General features: G+C 49.9%; 9 protein-coding genes. 4 read left to right on the top strand and 5 right to left on the bottom strand.

Annotated features, from left to right (window positions below):
- Positions 1–29: 29 nt before the first annotated feature.
- Both EQU24_RS19040 and EQU24_RS19035 read left to right on the top strand, forming a co-directional pair.
- The gene (locus EQU24_RS19040; RefSeq protein ID WP_017842044.1) at positions 30–3467 is read left to right on the top strand and encodes a PAS domain S-box protein; all 3438 of its coding nucleotides are present in this window, start codon (positions 30–32) and stop codon (positions 3465–3467) included.
- On the top strand, positions 3455–4108 hold the full coding sequence (locus EQU24_RS19035) for a response regulator transcription factor (RefSeq protein ID WP_017842045.1): 654 nt from the start codon (positions 3455–3457) through the stop codon (positions 4106–4108). The genes EQU24_RS19040 and EQU24_RS19035 overlap by 13 nt, the downstream gene beginning before the upstream one ends.
- A gap of 453 nt (positions 4109–4561) precedes the next feature.
- Here the strand turns inward: EQU24_RS19035 and EQU24_RS19030 are convergent, their stop codons facing one another.
- The 5 genes from EQU24_RS19030 to EQU24_RS19005 form a co-directional block, all read right to left on the bottom strand.
- Positions 4562–5458 carry a hypothetical protein gene (locus tag EQU24_RS19030; RefSeq protein ID WP_138767229.1) on the bottom strand — a complete coding sequence of 299 codons (897 nt, stop codon included), beginning with the start codon at positions 5456–5458 and terminating at the stop codon, positions 4562–4564.
- A gap of 334 nt (positions 5459–5792) precedes the next feature.
- A protein-coding gene (locus tag EQU24_RS19025; RefSeq protein ID WP_412768467.1) for an IS3 family transposase occupies positions 5793–7276 on the bottom strand; the annotation gives its coding sequence in 2 pieces (ribosomal slippage) (positions 5793–6830 and positions 6833–7276; 1482 coding nt in all).
- 478 nt (positions 7277–7754) lie between these two features.
- Positions 7755–9917 (bottom strand): zeta toxin family protein, encoded by a 2163-nt coding sequence (locus tag EQU24_RS19020; RefSeq protein ID WP_017842048.1) that lies wholly within the window; start codon positions 9915–9917, stop codon positions 7755–7757.
- 295 nt (positions 9918–10212) lie between these two features.
- Positions 10213–12696 carry an EAL domain-containing protein gene (locus tag EQU24_RS19010; RefSeq protein ID WP_017842050.1) on the bottom strand — a complete coding sequence of 828 codons (2484 nt, stop codon included), beginning with the start codon at positions 12694–12696 and terminating at the stop codon, positions 10213–10215.
- A 39-nt stretch (positions 12697–12735) separates the two neighbouring features.
- Entirely contained in the window at positions 12736–14853 is a 2118-nt protein-coding gene (locus EQU24_RS19005; RefSeq protein WP_175421706.1) for an HDOD domain-containing protein, read from the bottom strand.
- A gap of 367 nt (positions 14854–15220) precedes the next feature.
- On the opposite strand from EQU24_RS19005, the gene EQU24_RS19000 reads away from it, so the two are divergent.
- Both EQU24_RS19000 and EQU24_RS18995 read left to right on the top strand, forming a co-directional pair.
- Complete coding sequence (locus EQU24_RS19000) at positions 15221–16837, top strand: alkaline phosphatase (RefSeq protein ID WP_040575867.1); 1617 nt, start codon at positions 15221–15223, stop codon at positions 16835–16837.
- Between the two features lie 29 nt (positions 16838–16866).
- Positions 16867–17631 (top strand): inositol monophosphatase family protein, encoded by a 765-nt coding sequence (locus EQU24_RS18995; protein WP_017842054.1) that lies wholly within the window; start codon positions 16867–16869, stop codon positions 17629–17631.
- Positions 17632–17748 lie beyond the last annotated feature (117 nt).

The raw sequence follows: 17748 nt of genomic DNA, 5'->3' as shown, positions 1-17748 counted from the left end.
TCGTCAATAAACATTGAATATCAGAGCCGATGACCGACGCGCGATGTAAAATCCAAACAATTTTCTTTGATTTAGGCGATCAACCTGCCGTGTTGCGATACGGACTGGCGGTACTGGTCGTCGTCGCCACGACATTCGCGACCATTTATTTTCCAGTGATAGGTGATCGCGCTGCATTTTTGTTATTTGCTTTCGGGATTAATCTGGTCTCTTTCTGGTTAGGGAAGAACCCCGGCTTTCTTGCGGCGGCATTATCCTTGATCGCAGTCAATGCACTGATATTGTTTCCGGCCGAGACCGAATTCGACGACCTATTGATATTAAACGCAGCCTTTTGCTTTGTCTCAGTGGTTATGGTCGCGACAACCAGCTTTCATAGGCGAATCACCCATGCGTTATGGGAAAGTCGACAGGATTTGGATCGTGCGCAAACGGTCGGGCAAATCGGTAGCTGGCGGCTGGATATCAAGCGTGACGAATTAATTTGGTCCGACGAGAATCACCGTATTTTCGGTATTCCGATAGGCACGCCGAAGACCTATCAGACTTTTCTAGCCATCGTGCATCCGGAAGACCGGGACTATGTCGACCGGATGTGGCGAGCGGGTCTGCGCGGCGAGCCCTATGATATCGAGCACCGTTTGTTGGTAGATGGCGCAGTGAAATGGGTTCGAGAAAAGGCTTGGCTGGAATACGATAAAAAGGGCAACTTGCTAGGCGGGTTCGGGACCACGCAAGATATTACCGATCACAAACGCAACGAATTGGAGCTGCGGGACAGTCGGCAGCGCTATGCTGACATAGTCGAGTCGGCTAGCGATGCGATTATTACTATCGACGTCGATCAACGTATTTTGCTATTCAACTCAGCAGCGGAAAAAATGTTCGGTTGCAGTACGGATGAAGCCATCGGCGGGACTATCGAACGTTTTATGCCCGAGCGGTTCCGCGCTGCACATGGCTCATCTATTCGTGGATTCGATGATGCAGGAGTTGCTCATCGAATAAAAAATGGACTGTCGTCCATTAGGGGAATACGAGCCGATGGCGAAGAGTTCCCGATCGAGGCGTCCATTTCCAAGTGCGAGATAAACGGCGAGAAAACCTTTACCGTGATCATGCGCGACGTGACCGACCGCACGAATGCGGAATTGGCCATGAAGGAGCAGATAAGATTACAGGACCAATTAACCAAGGTTGCCGCAACAGTGCCTGGGGTCATTTGTTCGTTCCGATTACGCCCTGACGGCACGGCATGCATGCCTTATGCCAGTCCGCTGTTCGAATCGGTATATGGGTTCAGCCCCGAGCTTGTGGTCGAGGATTTTAGCCCTGTTTTCGCTCGCACCCATCCCGACGATCTCGTTCATATCCATGCAACCATTGCCGAATCGGCTCGTACCCTCCAGGCTTGGCGAGATGCGTTCCGCTACAATCATCCGACCAAAGGCGAGATTTGGATCGAAGGTCATTCGATGCCGCGGAGCGAGACGGATGGCGGCATTCTCTGGCATGGTTATATCCAAGACATTACCGACCGTAAGCTGGCCGAATTGACATTACGCGACCGGGAAAACGAATTACGTTTGATCATGGACGCGACGCCCGCGCTGATCTCTTATTTGGATACCGAGTTTAAGTATTTGCGAGTCAATGCGACCTATGAAAAATGGTTCGGTATCACAGCGGATCGGATCCTTGGTCGAAAAGCACCGGAAATCATCGGTCAAGAAGCCTGGCGTACCGTTAAACCCTATTTCGAACGTGCCCTTGCAGGGGAGCAGGTAAATTTTGATCAACAAATACCCTACGGGCATGGAGAGCCTCGCTGGGTCCAGGCCACTTATATTCCTAATACGGATACGACCGGAAAGATCAAGGGTGTCGTCGTGCATGTCGTCGATGTTACGGATAGAAAGCTGACCGAGAAAAAAATTGATTTACTAAACCGGAGCTTGGAGCGCAGAGTAGAAGAGATGCAAGTCATTTTCAATACTGCACCGATCGGACTGTGCATTGCCGATGGCTCGGACGTCTACGATATTCGCGGTAATCCGGCGCTTGAGGTGATGCTCGGCATACCGATGAGGGTCGGTCTTTCCAACCGTAGTGAAGTTATGAACGCCATTCGTGTCATGCAAAACGGGCTCGAGCTGGCAAATGAGGATTTACCGATGCGGCGCGCCGTTCGCGGAGAAGTAGTCAAAAACCAAGTCATCGATATTATTCGTCCCGACAGCCAACAGATAACAATACTCGGCAATGCTTCGCCCTTATTTAACGAACAAGGCGAGCCGCGTGGTGCCGTGGGGGCTTTTCTAGATATCACGGCGCTCAAACAGGCCGAGCAAGAGCTGCGCAACTCCGAAGCTCGACTCGCCCTGGTCGTCGAAGAAGTCAATGCCGGATATTGGGACTGGGATTTGATTACCCGTCAGTTATTTTTATCGCCCGAATTAAAACGGCAAATCGGCCTTGACGATAGCGAATCACTTAACCGGAGCGAGGATTGGGAAAGCCGCTTGCATTCGGACGATCGAGCATATGTCATGGCGACGATAGAAAACTTCATTGCCGATCACAAGCCGAATTTTGAATTGGAGTTTCGCTTGCGCCACAAAGACGGGTCTTACCGTTGGATTCATTCACGCGGTGTTTTGTTGAGCGATCAAAATAATCGAGCCTACCGTATCCTGGGCATCAATTTAGACATTACCGACTACATGAAGCAAAAGAAGCTCAACGAGCGGCGCGACAAAATGGAACAGTCGTCCCGATTATATGTTGCGGTCCAGACGGCCGCTGCGTTTGCCCACGAATTGAACCAGCCGCTGTCGGCTATCTCCTCTTATGCCGATGTGGCGCTGCATTTGTGTCAAACGGATAATCCTAATCCGCAAAAACTTTGTCAAGTCATGGAAAAATGTTCACAGCAAGCGCAACGCGCCGGCGAAGTGATACGGCAATTAGTGAGCCTATTGCAAAAAGGGGAAACCGTTAGCGAACCGGTAGATATCAATGCCGCGATCCATGAAGTGTTCGATTTAATGAAAACCGATGGGCTCTCTGATGAATTTAAAATTGAGCTGGATCTTGCCGTTGACTTGCCTCCGGTTAAGGCCAATGCTCTGCAGATACAGAAGGTATTGATCAATCTGCTACGTAATGGCCTGGAGTCTATGTTGGAACAGAGAGAAAAAGCCGAAGCGATCATCGTGACAACGCAACGCGATGAGGCCGATCCAACCATGATTCGGGTGACAGTGCGCGATAGCGGAATAGGTGTCGAGAATCCTGCTGCGCTTAGAAATATCTTTCAACCTTTTCATAGCACTAAACCGGCCGGTTTAGGAATGGGTCTTGCGATAAGCCGTTCTTTGATTGCGGCCCACGGCGGAAAAATGTGGGCCGAGCCAAATGCGGGCAACGGCCTTAGCATCCACTTTACCTTGCCATGCGCGATATAAGCACTCAAACCTTCTACGTCTTCATCGTCGATGACGATGATGCGGTGCGTGACGGCCTCGGGCAGGTTATGGAAGTTGCCGGCTTTAATTATCAAGCTTTCGAGAGTGCCGAGCATTTTCTGCAAGCTTATTGTCCGGGTAAGAGAGGATGCTTGGTTCTCGATCTCAACATGCCGGATATGACCGGCGACGAGTTGCAAACCGAATTGACCCGCCGGGATATTCATTTGCCTATCATTTTCCTGACCGGTTATGGAGACATACCCACGACCGTTCGCGTGATCAAAGCCGGAGCGGTTGATTTTCTGACGAAGCCCGTTTCCAGTAAGTTATTGATCGAACGGATTCGGGGAGTCCTAGAGCAAGAAGCCCGGAGGTACGAAGACTCGCTACTGGCAGAGCAAGCGCTCTGTAGGCGTTTAAACGGTCTTACCACCCGCGAATCGGAAGTGATGTCGCTGGTGGTGGCGGGCCATGCCAATAAGGAAATCGCAAGACAGCTCGGCATCAGCCACCGTACCGTCGAGGTGCACCGTGCTCGAGTCATGGAAAAAACGGGTGCAACCAGCCTTCTGGAATTAGCCCGTTTGTGTGAAACTTGTCGACTGCCGCCGGAGGCATCTTCTTCTGAATCGGAATAAATTGATATCGGTATAAGTTTTAACCGAGCCCTCCTTATCAACAATCTGTTCGATATTGAAAAAAGGGACGTTCCTGCTCATTCCTAAGATGTGTAACTGTTTATGTTCGCGTTAACCTATACCCATCGCACTTCAAATTTCGGCATTGACGCATGGAGGTGCCGGGGTGCTAGGTCGATTTTTGCTCCTGCAAAATCGACATTCACGCCATCCATGGCGCTCGCAAAGGCTTTGCCAGCATGGAGCTGGCATAGAGCCTACACGGACGTATTTACGGTGTCCTTTGACGGGCACCCCGAGGCCGAATTTTCATCTACGATGAGTATAAACAAATAACAAGCCCAGCTTTAACATTTTGTGGTCTTTAGGTCATGATGGGCGCTTAACTTGTTAGGGCTGGGCAAGTCATTGAACTAACTTATTATTCTTCATGATGAAATGCTTTTTCCAGGTTTATCTTTCCAATATCTCGGGAGATGGCTGAAAGTCTTTGTTGTTGTGTTGAGGGCAAGCATAAAATCTGTATTTTTTGCCGTCGATCGTTCTTTCTATGACTTTTAAACCTGTTGAGCGTCGGCAGCGTTTACCTCTAGAGGTCGTAGCATGGCATTGCTCGCCGTTAACGGTAAGGTCGATAATTTTATCGCTTGGCGCTGTTTTAACTTCAGGTTCTTTTTTGACCGACGCGGACGGTTTGCTTGCTTTCTTTTCGGCGGGTTTGTCAGGCTGGGCTTGCTTGCTAACAGGCACTGTCTCTGGCTGTTTTGCTTGGGTCTCGACGGGTTTCGCTACAGCTTTCGTTTCTTTTGCAGCAGGTTTAGCCGGTGCCGCTACCGTTTTAGCAGATGTATTTTCTATCCGACTCGACAAATAGCGCTCGACTCGAGTCGGTGCGACTTCTTTCGGTGTGTTGTTTACGGGTGTTTGGTTTAGGGGTGCTACTGTTTTGCCTTCCAGTCTGGCGAGATAGCGTTCGACTCCACTCATGTTGGCCAAAGCAGCAGCTTCAGCCTCGGCTTTTTCTCGCGCTTCTTGTTCCAGTTTTGCTACATATCTTGCGACACCGGATAATTGTGCCGTTTTAGGTCCGCCTTTGGCTGATTGCGCTTCCTGAGCGGTTTGCGGTTGCTGCTTCGCCATGTATTTAGCAACCCCGGTTAATGTTGAAGTTGCTTGTTCCTTTTGCGATGTTTTATTTATTCGTGCAGGTTCCGCATTAGCGGTCGAAGGTTTGGTCGCAGCAGGTTTGATATCTTCTTGTATATACACGGATGGATCATAACGTTCTTTAGCTTCAGGCAATTTAAGCCCTGCTAGGTTAAGTAGTTGATCCAAAAAATTCATTGCCATCTCGAGAACCTCTGTTTTTATTTTAGTTGTTATAGCAAAAGACCAATATATTTATAGTCTTTCGCTCCGGAAACTTATGATTACCGGTTGCTAAGGATAACCTAGTCGCTTTGGGTGAGCAATTAGGACTTGGTAGTGTTTTTATATTTATACATCCGAAATCAGCGATGCTTGTCTATATTGAGTATCCAAATTGGTAATGGATAGTTAAACTCTCACCTTATTAACAAGATGTTTCAGCTTGCCGAAGCAAGTGTCCCAGCAGGGGCCAGCGGAATGTGTCAATGACATTGAGACACCAAGTTGTTTTAATTAGTGTCTAATTGTTGTGTATTTATGAGTCGAGGTTCTCCTTTGTGTTAATAGGCGGATTAATCCAAACGGCGTTAGGCAAGCTGGGTGGCAAAGGGCACTTTCCTTTGAATCGCTTTGGATTGGCGAGGAAGGCAATCTCCAGGGTTTTTGCGCGTGCTTGGTATACCGTAGCCGCTTGGTCGAAATGGACGGTGGCCGGGGTCATGTAACCGATGCCCGAGTGGCAATGGGACTGGTTGTACCACGGGAAGAAGCGTTGGCAATGGCTGCGGGCATCCTCAATGCAGCCGAAGCGGACGGGGAAATCAGGCCGATATTTCAGGGTTTTGAACTGGGCCTCGGAATAGGGATTGTCATCCGAGACATAAGGCCGGCTATGAGTCTTGGCGACATCCAGATCGACCAGTAAGGCAGCCACGGGCTTGCTGCGCATGCTGGAACCGCGATCGGCATGCAGCGTCAGGGTATGCGGCGGGATGTTGTGCTTGGTCACCGTCTCGGCGATCAGCTGCTCGGCCAGTTCGGCGGTTTCCCGCGGGGCGACCATCCAGCCAACGACATAGCGACTGAAAATATCCAGGATCACATAGAGGTGGAAACAGGTCCATTTAGCCGGGCCTTTGAGTTTCGTAATATCCCAGCTCCAGACTTGATTGGGCGCGGTGGCCAGGAGTTCAGGCTTGGTATAGACCGGGTGCATCCGTTGGCGCCTGCGCTCCGCTGACTGGCCGTCCGCTTCCAGAGCACGGTACAAGGTGCGCACCGAGCCGATGTAGCGCCCCTCGTCCAGCAGAGTGGCATAGACAAAATACGGCGAGCAGTCGGCGAAGCGTTCGCTGTTAAGCACCGCCAGCATTTGCTGCCGCTCATTAGTCGAGAAAGCCAGCGGGGCGGATGGACGAGGCACCCGCGTTACCGGCACAGGCGTCAGGAGGCGCCGACGGGCATCCTCGCGATAGACCGAACTGCGGTTCAAATTCAGGGCTGCACAAGCCGGAGCCAGGCCGACCTCCGGGGCCAGCTGGTTAAGGGCTTGCATCAGTTGGACTCGCTCGGCGTCTCGTCCGCCGGCAGTCCGAACAAGACGCAAAGTTTTTTTTGGACATCAATAATGGCATTGGCCTGAGCGAGTCTGCGACGCAGGCGCTCATTTTCCTGGGTAAGTTGGCGCACACGACGGTCCTCGGCCTGAGCCGAGTCGGCCTTGCGCCCGCGCTTTTGCGGCGCCAGCGCGGCACGCTGATCGGCAGCACGCTGTTTGCGCCAAGTGGCTAATTGGGAGGAGTAAATCCCTTCTTTGCGTAATAGGGCGCCAATCTCACCCGGCTGAGTACAGCGATCAGCGGCATCCAGGATGCGGCGCTTGTCGCTGCTGGTAAATTGTCGGCGCTGGGCGGTGGCAACCACCTCCGGATCGGGCCGCGCGCCGGAGGTCGCGTTTCCAGCCGCCCTACGGGCGTCTTCCAACGCGACCTCCGGCGCAGTTAATTGTGGTGATTCCATGGTCTCTGCTTTTGATTTGCTCATGATTCTGGCCTACCTTTATACTCTAATTTCCGAGGGGTAAGTGTCTCAGGTCATATTGGCACAGGGGGCAGTCGTAGTCGCAAAAACTAAAATATGCTGTTACCCAAGCTCCAGCTTGGGTAACCTGTTCAGGAAGCTCTAGCTTCCCGACAATCAAGAAAGAGTGAACGAGCGAGTCGGGGGTGACTGAGAATGTGCGGAGGTTGCGTCGGTCTCAGGAAGCTGGAGCTTCCGGGGTGTCTTTCCCAAGCTGGAGCTTGGGAAAGAGCGTGATGTGGGTTGGCCGTTTTTAGCTTGACGCGCATGGCTTACGAACCCGTCCTGCTAGGGATATGCTGATCTTTGGGCTTTAGCTGAAGAAACTTGCAAATCAGGAACTCCCACGCTCCCATTCCGCTTTAGACCTCAAGGATATTTCGATATTTTCGGTTTGGTAGAGAGGCACATGATTCAATCAAGTCGAATCTTGAAGCGAGATTAACCAGGGGGTGCGGGAGGGAGGATCGACATGGAAGGCCAATGCTTCCGGTTTGTGTAATAGGCCTTGTTCGCCTGACGCATTCGGATTGAGTTGCCGTTTATCGATAAAATCGATCATTCGCCGGCAGTTGTAAATGACTAATACTCGGTGATCGTGAAGTCTATTGTGAATTAAGTAAGCGACATTTTGCTCGTTGTACTCGGGATTTCGATCGATCATTCGCCTGAGGGTTGTTTTGTCGTTGCGTGCTAAATTTTTTAGTAACGAATCGTCATTGGTTTTACTCAGTGAGATGAGAGATTTAGCGAGCGAACCCGATAGTTGATGAGTTTTGAGTAATTTGACTTCGCGGTCGGGTAAATTGAAGCTTTCGGCGATCAAGTAATGCATGCCCGGTTCGCTGTCGTTAGCAAATAGAGAAATTTTATCCAGAGCCGGGTCTTCTAAAGCATCGAGAAACGACTCAGGGGAGCGAATGTGTTTATAAACCGTAATGACCCAGGGTAAGGCCCTGCCGGTTTTGTTGAAGCGTTGTTTGACGCTATCTATCACGGTGGAACGGATCAGCTCATGCTCGCGATTGCCGGGTTTGACGATAAAGGCATCGACAGCGGTGATTTGTGTATAAAATCCCGCTTGTTTGAATTCATCGATAATGCCTGAGTAGCGAGGCGAATAAGGAATTCCGGTGCCGTCGTAGAGTATATTTATCCGCTCGAGTTTGGCGCGATGGGCTACCGCGTCGCGCAATCGGTTAGCGAATGGTTCCACGTATACATAATCGTCGCTATGGTGGTTGGCAGCGGTCAGTACTTTATAAAGATCGCTTTGCTTTCTGAATTCATCGAGCGAGGCAATTACGAAATTGTCCCCGCAATGATTTGTCGCAATTTCCTCGACGACGCTTTTTCCGGAACCAGCCCCGCCCATCGACATAAATAGCCGCGGTTCTGCAACCGGCGTTTTTCCGAAGAAAATATCGTCTTCGGCGTGCTTGAGAATGCGCACGATTTTGGCTAGTCTGACATAGGCAATTTCAACGCTTCGTTGTAAACGTTCGTCGCCGTTCGCGGCAACTAGTAATTGTAGTTTTAGCGTTTCGTTACCGGCCAGATTAAAAATGCTTGCTTGATTGCCTGCGCACTGCTTGACCAATTCCAATAATTCGGCATGGCTGGGCGAGCGCAAGCCGGTCAACATGTTGACGTCAAGGCAAAATAGCGGCGCCTCTCCTTGTTTGCCGACGGTTATGCCGTCGATTTCGGTTTTTTCCGTTGTACGCAAGGGTTCGGTGCCGGGCAGGTAGCCGACAATGTTATCCGGTGAGCATAAGGGATAATCGGCAATGTGTTTGCCGGCGGTAAAGAGTTCTTCTTGTATGCTGTCCAACGGTACCAATCCGCCGTTGACCGATACCAGGCATTGGATGCCGTTATCGGTGACATAGGATAAGAAAGGGATCCCCGAGACGAAGGTTTTATTCTCGGGCCAAATTCCGTAGCCGTTGGCTTGGTTGATTAATGGCTGGTTGCGTAACGGGTCGAGAGCATGACGGAAGGCGCGCGTTAGCGCTTCAATATCGCTAGACGTATCGTGCAGCGCGATGGCGTCACTTTGATCGATACGGCGAAAATCGATGCCGTGTTCATAAACCGCTTTAAAGGCCGGCAGTCTGCCCAGGATGGTCATGAAAAAATCGAGTGTGATGCGATTACCGTAATCAAAAGGTCTAACGATACGCATTTTTAAGTAAAAATCGGCCAATCTTTCATCAATGTTGTCGGCGTTGATGACAAAGCCGTTATTGTCGAAAATAGCCGTATCTCTATTGGCTTCTTCGTCTAGTACCAAACGCCCGATGGTTTTACGAAATTTCAGGCGCTTATCGGCATCGGTCATCGTGCCGGGACGGTGCCGAATCGTGGCTTGGTCTTTCCAGTCTTGAAACAGTTCTCGATGAATCCTTGAGAACAGATTAGTCAGGTAAGTGACCCGTTTGGTTTGGTCATGCGAGATAGTTCCTTCGGCTTCGCGCTTTAAATCGGTAAGTAGGACGGTGCCTCTGGCTGTTGCTAATGCAGTGCGTAATTTTTTGAGGCGGTGATAACCGGAAAGCCGGACTTTGGTGTCATTCATCGTATACCTTTCGTTGGTCAAGTGTCGGTCCGGAAAAGGCTGGTGGCAGTCTTTTCAAGACGACATCCATTAGGGCATTTACAAGCTCAGGATTTTACAAGAACAAGAAAGGCATGGCCGACTTATTTCCAGCAATTCCCAATTTGAGAATAAAAAAGGGTGCGGAGTGTGCTTGGCTAGGATGTCGGCGGCAGGGAGCCGCCGCCAAGCCCCCATGGATGGGTTTACGGCGTTCCTCGACGGCATACCCCGCACCCTGAACACGAAGAAATTTCTCAAACTGGGAATTGCTGATTTATTTCAAAAGTGAAGGCTCGTCGCTGCCGTAACCTTGAACATAATCGATGCCCAAATCCAAAAGGATTTTCATTACCGAATCGTTTTCGACGAATTTGGCGATGGTTTTTTTATTCATGACATGGGCGATATCGTTAATCGACCTGACCATCGCTAGCGCCACCGAATCGGTTTCGATATCGCGGACGAAAACACCGTCGATTTTGAGAAAGTCGACCGGAAGATTTTTAAGATAAGCAAACGAAGACAGGCCGCTACCGAAATTATCCAGCGAAAATCGGCAGCCGAGTTCCTTGAGCGAAGTAATGAATTGTGTTGCGGCAGTCAAATTGGCGATGGTTGCCGTTTCGGTGATTTCGAAACAGAATTTTTCGGCAGGAAGCGCAGTTTGCTTGAATCGGTCGATAATAAATTCGATTAGTCCTTTGTCATTCAAGCCTGCTGTGGAAAGGTTAATCGAGCACATCGTTAGTGAACTTAACCGATCGGGATGTTCAAGCATCCAGTTGAACACTTTTTGAATAACCCATCGATCGATTGAAGCGGCCAATTGATAGCGTTCCGCCGCCGGTAAAAATGCGTTTGGCGCAATAATTTTGCCGGAGTCTTCATGCAGGCGCAACAGCACTTCGTAATGATCCCCTTCGATGCTTTTCAGTGCGACGATTCGCTGCCGATAAAGTCGGAAGCGGTTATGCGACAAGGCTTGTTCGATTTTTTCGGGCCACGCGGCTTCGTTGCGGTAATCAATGCAAGCCTGGTCGGATTCGGTGAAGACATGGGAGCGATTTCGGCCGTCTTGCTTGGCTATATAGCAAGCGATGTCGGCGCGTTTTAATAATTCATCGAAACCGCCGTTTTCGGCATTGATCATGACCATGCCGATACTGACGCCGATTCGGAAGCTTTTGTCTTCCCAGCGGAATTGGTAGCGTTCGATGTGTTGCCGAATGCGTTCGGCTGTTGCTTGGGCTTGTTCCAGCGTACAGTGCTCCATTAGTATCGCGAATTCATCGCCGCCGAGTCGGGCCAGGGAATCGCGATTGCGGATCAATGTCGATAATTGTCGGCTGATTTGGCGAAGCAATTCGTCGCCAGCCGTATGACTGCAGGTGTCGTTGACGATTTTGAAGTTATCGAGATCCAGATAGCACAAAACATGTCCGGAGCCATTGGTTTTAGCTGTGCTGATAATCCGTTTCAAACGGCGGTCGAACTCGGTGCGGTTAATCAAGTCGGTCAATGGGTCGTGAGTCGCTTGATAGGTAATCATATCGCGCTGAGCGAGCGTTTCGGTCACGTCCTCTTGAATAGCAACATAATTCGTTACCCGGTTGTCCGAATCCAGCATCGGTGCGATCGATTGTTGGGCCCAATACAGTTGCCCGGTTTTTTTTCGGTTTTTGAGAATGCCGCGCCAAATTTTGCCGGAGGAGATGGTGCTCCAAAGCTCTTGATATTCGTGCGGCGGTGTTTCTCCGGAACTAAAAATATGCGGTGTTTTGCCGATGATTTCTTCGGCGGTGTAACCGGAGATTTCAAAAATTTTCGGATTGGCATATTCGATCGTGCCTTTACTGTCGGTGATATAGATCAAATTAGGACTGTTTTCGACCGCTAAATTGAGTTTGCGCAAGGTGTTTTCGGATAGTTTGCGGTCGTTGATATCGCGGATGACGCCATAGGTGCCGACAAATTCCTTATTTTCTTTTTTCTTCTTATAAACGCCTTTGGAACTCAGTACGATTGTAATGGAATTGGTTTCGACATATTTCGGCTGATCGCTGTTTTTACACCGTAAACGAAGTTCGATGGCCTTGGTGGAGCGATCGCCGGTCCTGCGTTCATTAAAAGCGTATTTCGCTTTGTTGAGATCGGCTTGGTAAACCAACGAGGAATAATGTTTTCCGATAATTTCGCTCTTATCGTAGCCTAGGATGGTAGCGATGGCATTGTTCAGAAACACGAATTCGCCTCGCTCGTTCAGCATGTAAATGATGTCGGGCGAACTGTCGACGAAAAAGCGGTGTAATTGTTCGGATTTCGATAATTGCGCCTGAACTTTATTATTGATTTCTTTCAGGCGGATTTTTTCGGAGGCAATTTTAACCGAATGCAGCAAGGCTTCGACCGCATAGGGTTTTTTAATGAATTCATGGACAAAGTTAAAACGCAATGAGCGTGCGGCCTGGGCGAAAGTCGCTTCGCCGCTGATGATCAGGACTTGCGTGTCGATATCGTGATGGGCTAAATAGTCCAAAAAATGATGACCGTTCAGAACAGGCATATTCAGGTCGAGCAAAATCAAAGGAAAATTTTGCTCGTTGATCAATTCGATGGCCGATTCGACGTTTTCCGCCATAGCGACGCGATAGCCGGACAATTTGAGAATATCGTGTAAACTTGCGCGTGCCTTGGGTTCATCATCAATAATCAGTATCTCGATGTCTGAATTAGAATGTAAGCTAGCTATGGCGCCCATGATTAATACCGTGATCCTAAGTTTTAATTATAGGCAGGGTTATAGTGTTCTGGGTAAAAAAATTTGAAAGGTCGTTCCTTCGTCCGGCGTCGAGTTGCAGCCGATAGTGCCGGCTAGTTCGTCGACCAGGTTTTTGACAATAGTGAGCCCGAGTCCGGAGTGGCCTTCGCCTTTCGTGCTGGTAACCGGTCGGAATAGCTGTTCGCTGATCGTATCGGGTAAACCTGGACCGTCATCGTGGATTTGAATTTCCACGTAACAGTGATTGCCTAAATAAACGCGGTCGCGGGTTGATATCGTGACATGACCGCCGTCAGGCAATGCTTCGGCGGCGTTTTTGATTAAATTAGTTAGGATCTGTTTCAGCTTGGATTTGCTGATGGCGATTTTCGGGAGCCGATCATCGAGTTTCAAGCAGGCCTCTATTCGACGAGGGGCGAAGAGTCCGCCCTCGAAAAGCGCGATCAAATCGCTTAGGGTTTGGTTGATATCGATCGGGCCGGAATCGCCGCCGGCACTCTCTTGTGTCGACGTGTCGGAAAGGCGCAGGATGATCTCGCCGACCCGGTTGATTTCCTCTTGAATGAGCCCGATTTCTTGCGGGCTGTCGCTACCGAGTTTAAGGTTGAGCAAATAAAGGTAGTTATTGATGATGCTCAGCGGATTGTTGGCTTCATGAATTATTTTTTTTACCTGTAATTGAAAGTCCGATTGCATCGTGTCGATGTTTTCTCTGATGCGCTCGCCTGCTACACGATGATTAGAGAGGATACGGGTTGCTTCGCCGGCAAATAACGAGATCAAACCCCGTTTAGCCTTGATTTGGAGTAGGTCGGTCGGCGCCAATCCAGCAACGATGACTCCCCAATGTCGATTATTCGCGCTAAGAGGAATCGCGATCATGCCTTCGCTTTCGAGCAACCGGCAAATTTGCCGGTCGATAACCGGAATGGGATCGGGCAGGGTGGTTTGATAAGAATCTAGCAAGCGTTGGTTCAATAACGCATTCGCGACCAGACTGCGATTAGGTTTGAGTTCGATCGACAAATTCGATAATAGGTTGGCGTTGTTTTGCTCGGGTAATGGATAACCTTCGAGGATGGGCTTTTCGGGATTTACTAGAAACACGGCTGTCGAACGTAACCCGAATAATATATTCAAGTTTCGAAGTAGCACCGATAGGATTTTATCGAATTGCTCGGATAAATCGTTGTTGCGTGCAATGGCGCCGAGGAAAGCCAAGTCCTTGGCGTGCTTGCCGAGACGCTTCTGAATCGCGTTACGTTCTTCGAGTTTTGCTCTGATGATCGTCGTGCCGTCTTCAGGCTTCGCAACGGCAATTCCAAGGCTTCCTGCGGTTTGTTCGACCTGTTTTTTTACATCGATCGCTATTTCGTCGAGAATCGCTTGTCCGAGACCGAATAGCGCATGGGCTTGGGCATAAACAACGGCGCTGTTTTGTCTGTCGAATCGGCTTAATCGCGCTGCCAAGTTGATCAGTTTGACCAAGGCGGGGCTATCGAGAATTGCGGATGAAGCACTGTTTTGATACAAAACGGCGTCGGCGAGGAAACCGGGAATATTCCAGGTGTCAATGATATAAGCGCCGATTTCGGGATGGGATATCCCCAGTGTTTTTTTTTCGAACGATTCGGGGAGGTCTTCGGAATGATCGTTTAGCAATGTGCCGTATTCTTTAGGGAAGCATTGCAAAAGAGCTAGTTGTCCGATGCGATGCAGTAGGCCGGTCAAGTAAGCCTGGTCGGGCGACTCAAAACCGATGAGTTTCGCCAAACGTCTTGCAAAATGAGCGCATGCTAAGGACCTGAACCAAATGACTTCGAGATAATTCTGTTGAGACGGCGAGATTTGGTTAAAAAATTGTTGAGCCACGCTGGTCATTGTGATGGTCTTTAACGGCTCGAGACCTAGGATAATCAACACACGATTTAAGTTTTTTAATTCTCCGAATTGCTGATAGAAAGGCGAATTTGCCGCGGACAATATTTTCGAACTGAGCCCGGCGTCTTGCGAGATGATTCGAGTCAAATCCTCGAACCCGGTATCTTGATTTTGAAAGGCTTCGATCAGATTCAATAAGACTTTAGGAATAGCCGGCAATTGCTGCGGGTCTATTTCTGAGAGAATTTTTGACATGGCGGTTTCCATGAGCTTTACCGATCGGCGAATTTATAGTATCGATAACATTATCATAATCGATAATTCGGTGTTTGGCGTCCGTTTCTTGTTAGACTCATAAGCGTTGATTCATCGGAACGGTTCGAGCTTGTGAGCTCGTGCTGAATCTATACCTATCGCACTTCAAATTTCGGCATTAGCGTATGGAGGCGCCAGGGTGTTCGGCAAAGGCTTTGGCAGCATGGATGCTGTCATAGAGTCTACATGGACGTATTCACGGCGTCCTTTGACGGGCACCACGACGCCGAAATTTGACGAGCAAAGGGCATAACAATCATGCACAACAACATATTGACTAAAGCTTATTCGGATGCCGGCATTTGATATGAAAAAAATTTACATTGCGATCTGTTTGCTGGGGTTATTGAACCTAGCATTATCAGGATGTGCCGGTGTTGACCTGGCGCATTCGGAAGATGCTCGTATTAACAATGTCATTTTAGTGATCGGCGACGGCATGGGGCCGCAGCAGGTCGGGTTGTTATTGTCTTATGCTAGGCAAGCGCCAAGCAGTGTGATCGAATCGCGCAAAACCGCTTTCGACCGCATGATTGAACAAGGCGATTCCAAAATAACTATTTCGACGACGCACGCGGCCGGCACGTTAGTCACCGATTCCGCAGCTTCGGCGTCTCAATTGGCGACCGGATATTTTGCCGGTTCGGAAATGCTCGGATTGGATAAAGACGGCAACCGCCGCGAAACGATTGTCGAAAAAGCCAAGCGTATCGGTAAGGCTACAGGGCTGGTATCCGATACGCGCATCACGCATGCGACGCCGGCGGCATTTGCCGCGCATCAGACACATCGAAGTCTCGAAAATGAAATTGCCGAAGATTTGCTGGCAATCGGTCCGGATGTGATGTTGTCGGCGGGATGGAGTTATTGGTTGCCCGAAACCGTCAACGACAAACAATCGCAAGATTACCGATCGGCAGCGCAATTACTGGGCCGGGCCGACTCGATCGCTTCGAAACGGAACGATCGAAAAAATCTGTTGGCACAAGCACGGCAACAGGGCTATGAGTTGGTTTTCGATAAATCGCAATTGCAGCAAGCCCGAGACAAAACCTTAGGGTTGTTTGCCGCGTCCGAATTACCGAATGGCATTGCCGAGACCCTAGCCAAACAAGACCCGGCACGCACCGTTCCGACATTGAAGGAAATGTCGCGGCAGGCGCTGGACATCTTGTCGAAAAACGAACAAGGTTTTTTTCTGATGATCGAGGCCGGGCAGATCGATTGGGCTTCGCACGGCAACGATACCGGCACCTTATTGCACGAAATGCTTCGGATGAATGAAACGCTCGAAGCAGTGCTTGACTGGATGCAGGGGCGAGACGATACCTTATTGATCGTCACGGCCGATCATGAAACCGGCGGCTTCGGCTTTAGTTATTCGGCGGCCGATTTACCCGAGCCCCGCTCGCTTCCTGGCGCGTATTTTCAAGAAGACAGACAGTTTCAACCGTCCTTCAACTACGGCAATCCTGAAGTGTTGGACAGGCTGTATGCGCAGCAGTTGAGTTACTATGAGCTGTTCAAGCGCTTCGAGTCCTTGCCGAAGGCGCAACAGACGCCGGCTAGGTTGGTCGAGATGGTTAATCTTTATACCGAATTCAAAATCGATGAAAGACAAGCCGAGCGTATTTTGGCGACTGAAAAAAACCGCTATTACCGGCCAAACCACAAATCATTGAGTTTGAAGCGCGTGCCTATGATGGGCTTTAACAGCGCGTTTTTTGCTTATCCGGCAGGCAATCGTCAAAATCTGCTTGCGCGAGAAGTTGCCGAACATCAGCACGCGGTCTGGGCCACCGGCACGCACACCTCGACTCCGGTGTATGTATTTATGCAAGGGCCTAGGCAGGTTTTACAACCTTTTGAAAAAATTCTGCATCATACTGAGATAGGCCGCCTTGCCGCCGATGCTTTACAATAAACGGCTTTAATTCATTTCTAAGGCCGATAATGTCTATTTCTACAAGCGATCTTGAGCGGGTTATCCGCGAAGCCGGCGTCATTGCATTGGATTATTTCAAAGCTTTGAAGCATATAGAAATTACTAAAAAAGCGCCCCGCGATTTCGTTACCGAAGCCGATGTCGCGGTCGAAGCGTTTTTGAAGAAGGAGTTGACCGGGCGCTATCCGCAATTCGGTTTTTGGGGCGAGGAAAGCGGTAAGACCGAAAACCAAAGCAGTCGCTGGGTTGTCGATCCGATCGACGGAACGCATTCGTTTTCGAAAGGCCAGTATTTTTGGTCGCTCAGCGTGGCGCTCGAAATTGAGGGTGAAATGGAATTCGGCGCGGTCTATGCGCCGGCGTTCGACGATTATTATTGGGCGCAAAAAGGGCAAGGCGCATACAAGAATGGCGAGCGTATTCATGTGTCTTCGGAAACCAACTTGGCCGATGCGATGGTCAGCACGGGTTTTGCGTGTTTGCGAAGTTATTTGACAGACAATAACTTGGCGCGCTTTTGCCGGATAGCGCAAGTGACGGCCGGGCAGCGTCGACTGGGCTCGGCGGCGCTGGATTTGTGTTTGGTTGCGGATGCTCAGGTCGATGCGTTCTGGGAGCAAGAATTGAACCTTTATGATGTGGCGGCGGGGGCATTGATCGCGAAGGAAGCGGGCGCAACCGTGACCGACTTCAAGGGTAATCCCGGTATTTTTCCGAAACAGATTTTGGTCACGAACGGCAAGGTTTTGGATCAGATTTTGCCGTTGATGTAAGGTATCGGCAATTCCCCTGGTTAGGACTGTCGGGGGCGATATACCCGTCGTAGATCAAAATTCGGCGCCGGGGTGTCCGCCAAAGGACGCCGTGAATACATTTTTGCGGGACAGGTT

The organism is Methylotuvimicrobium buryatense (assembly GCF_005931095.1).
GTDB classification, from domain to species: Bacteria; Pseudomonadota; Gammaproteobacteria; order Methylococcales; family Methylomonadaceae; genus Methylotuvimicrobium; species Methylotuvimicrobium buryatense.
The sequence above is the reverse complement of the archived record's forward strand: the minus strand, read 5'-3'. Positions and strand labels throughout refer to the sequence as shown.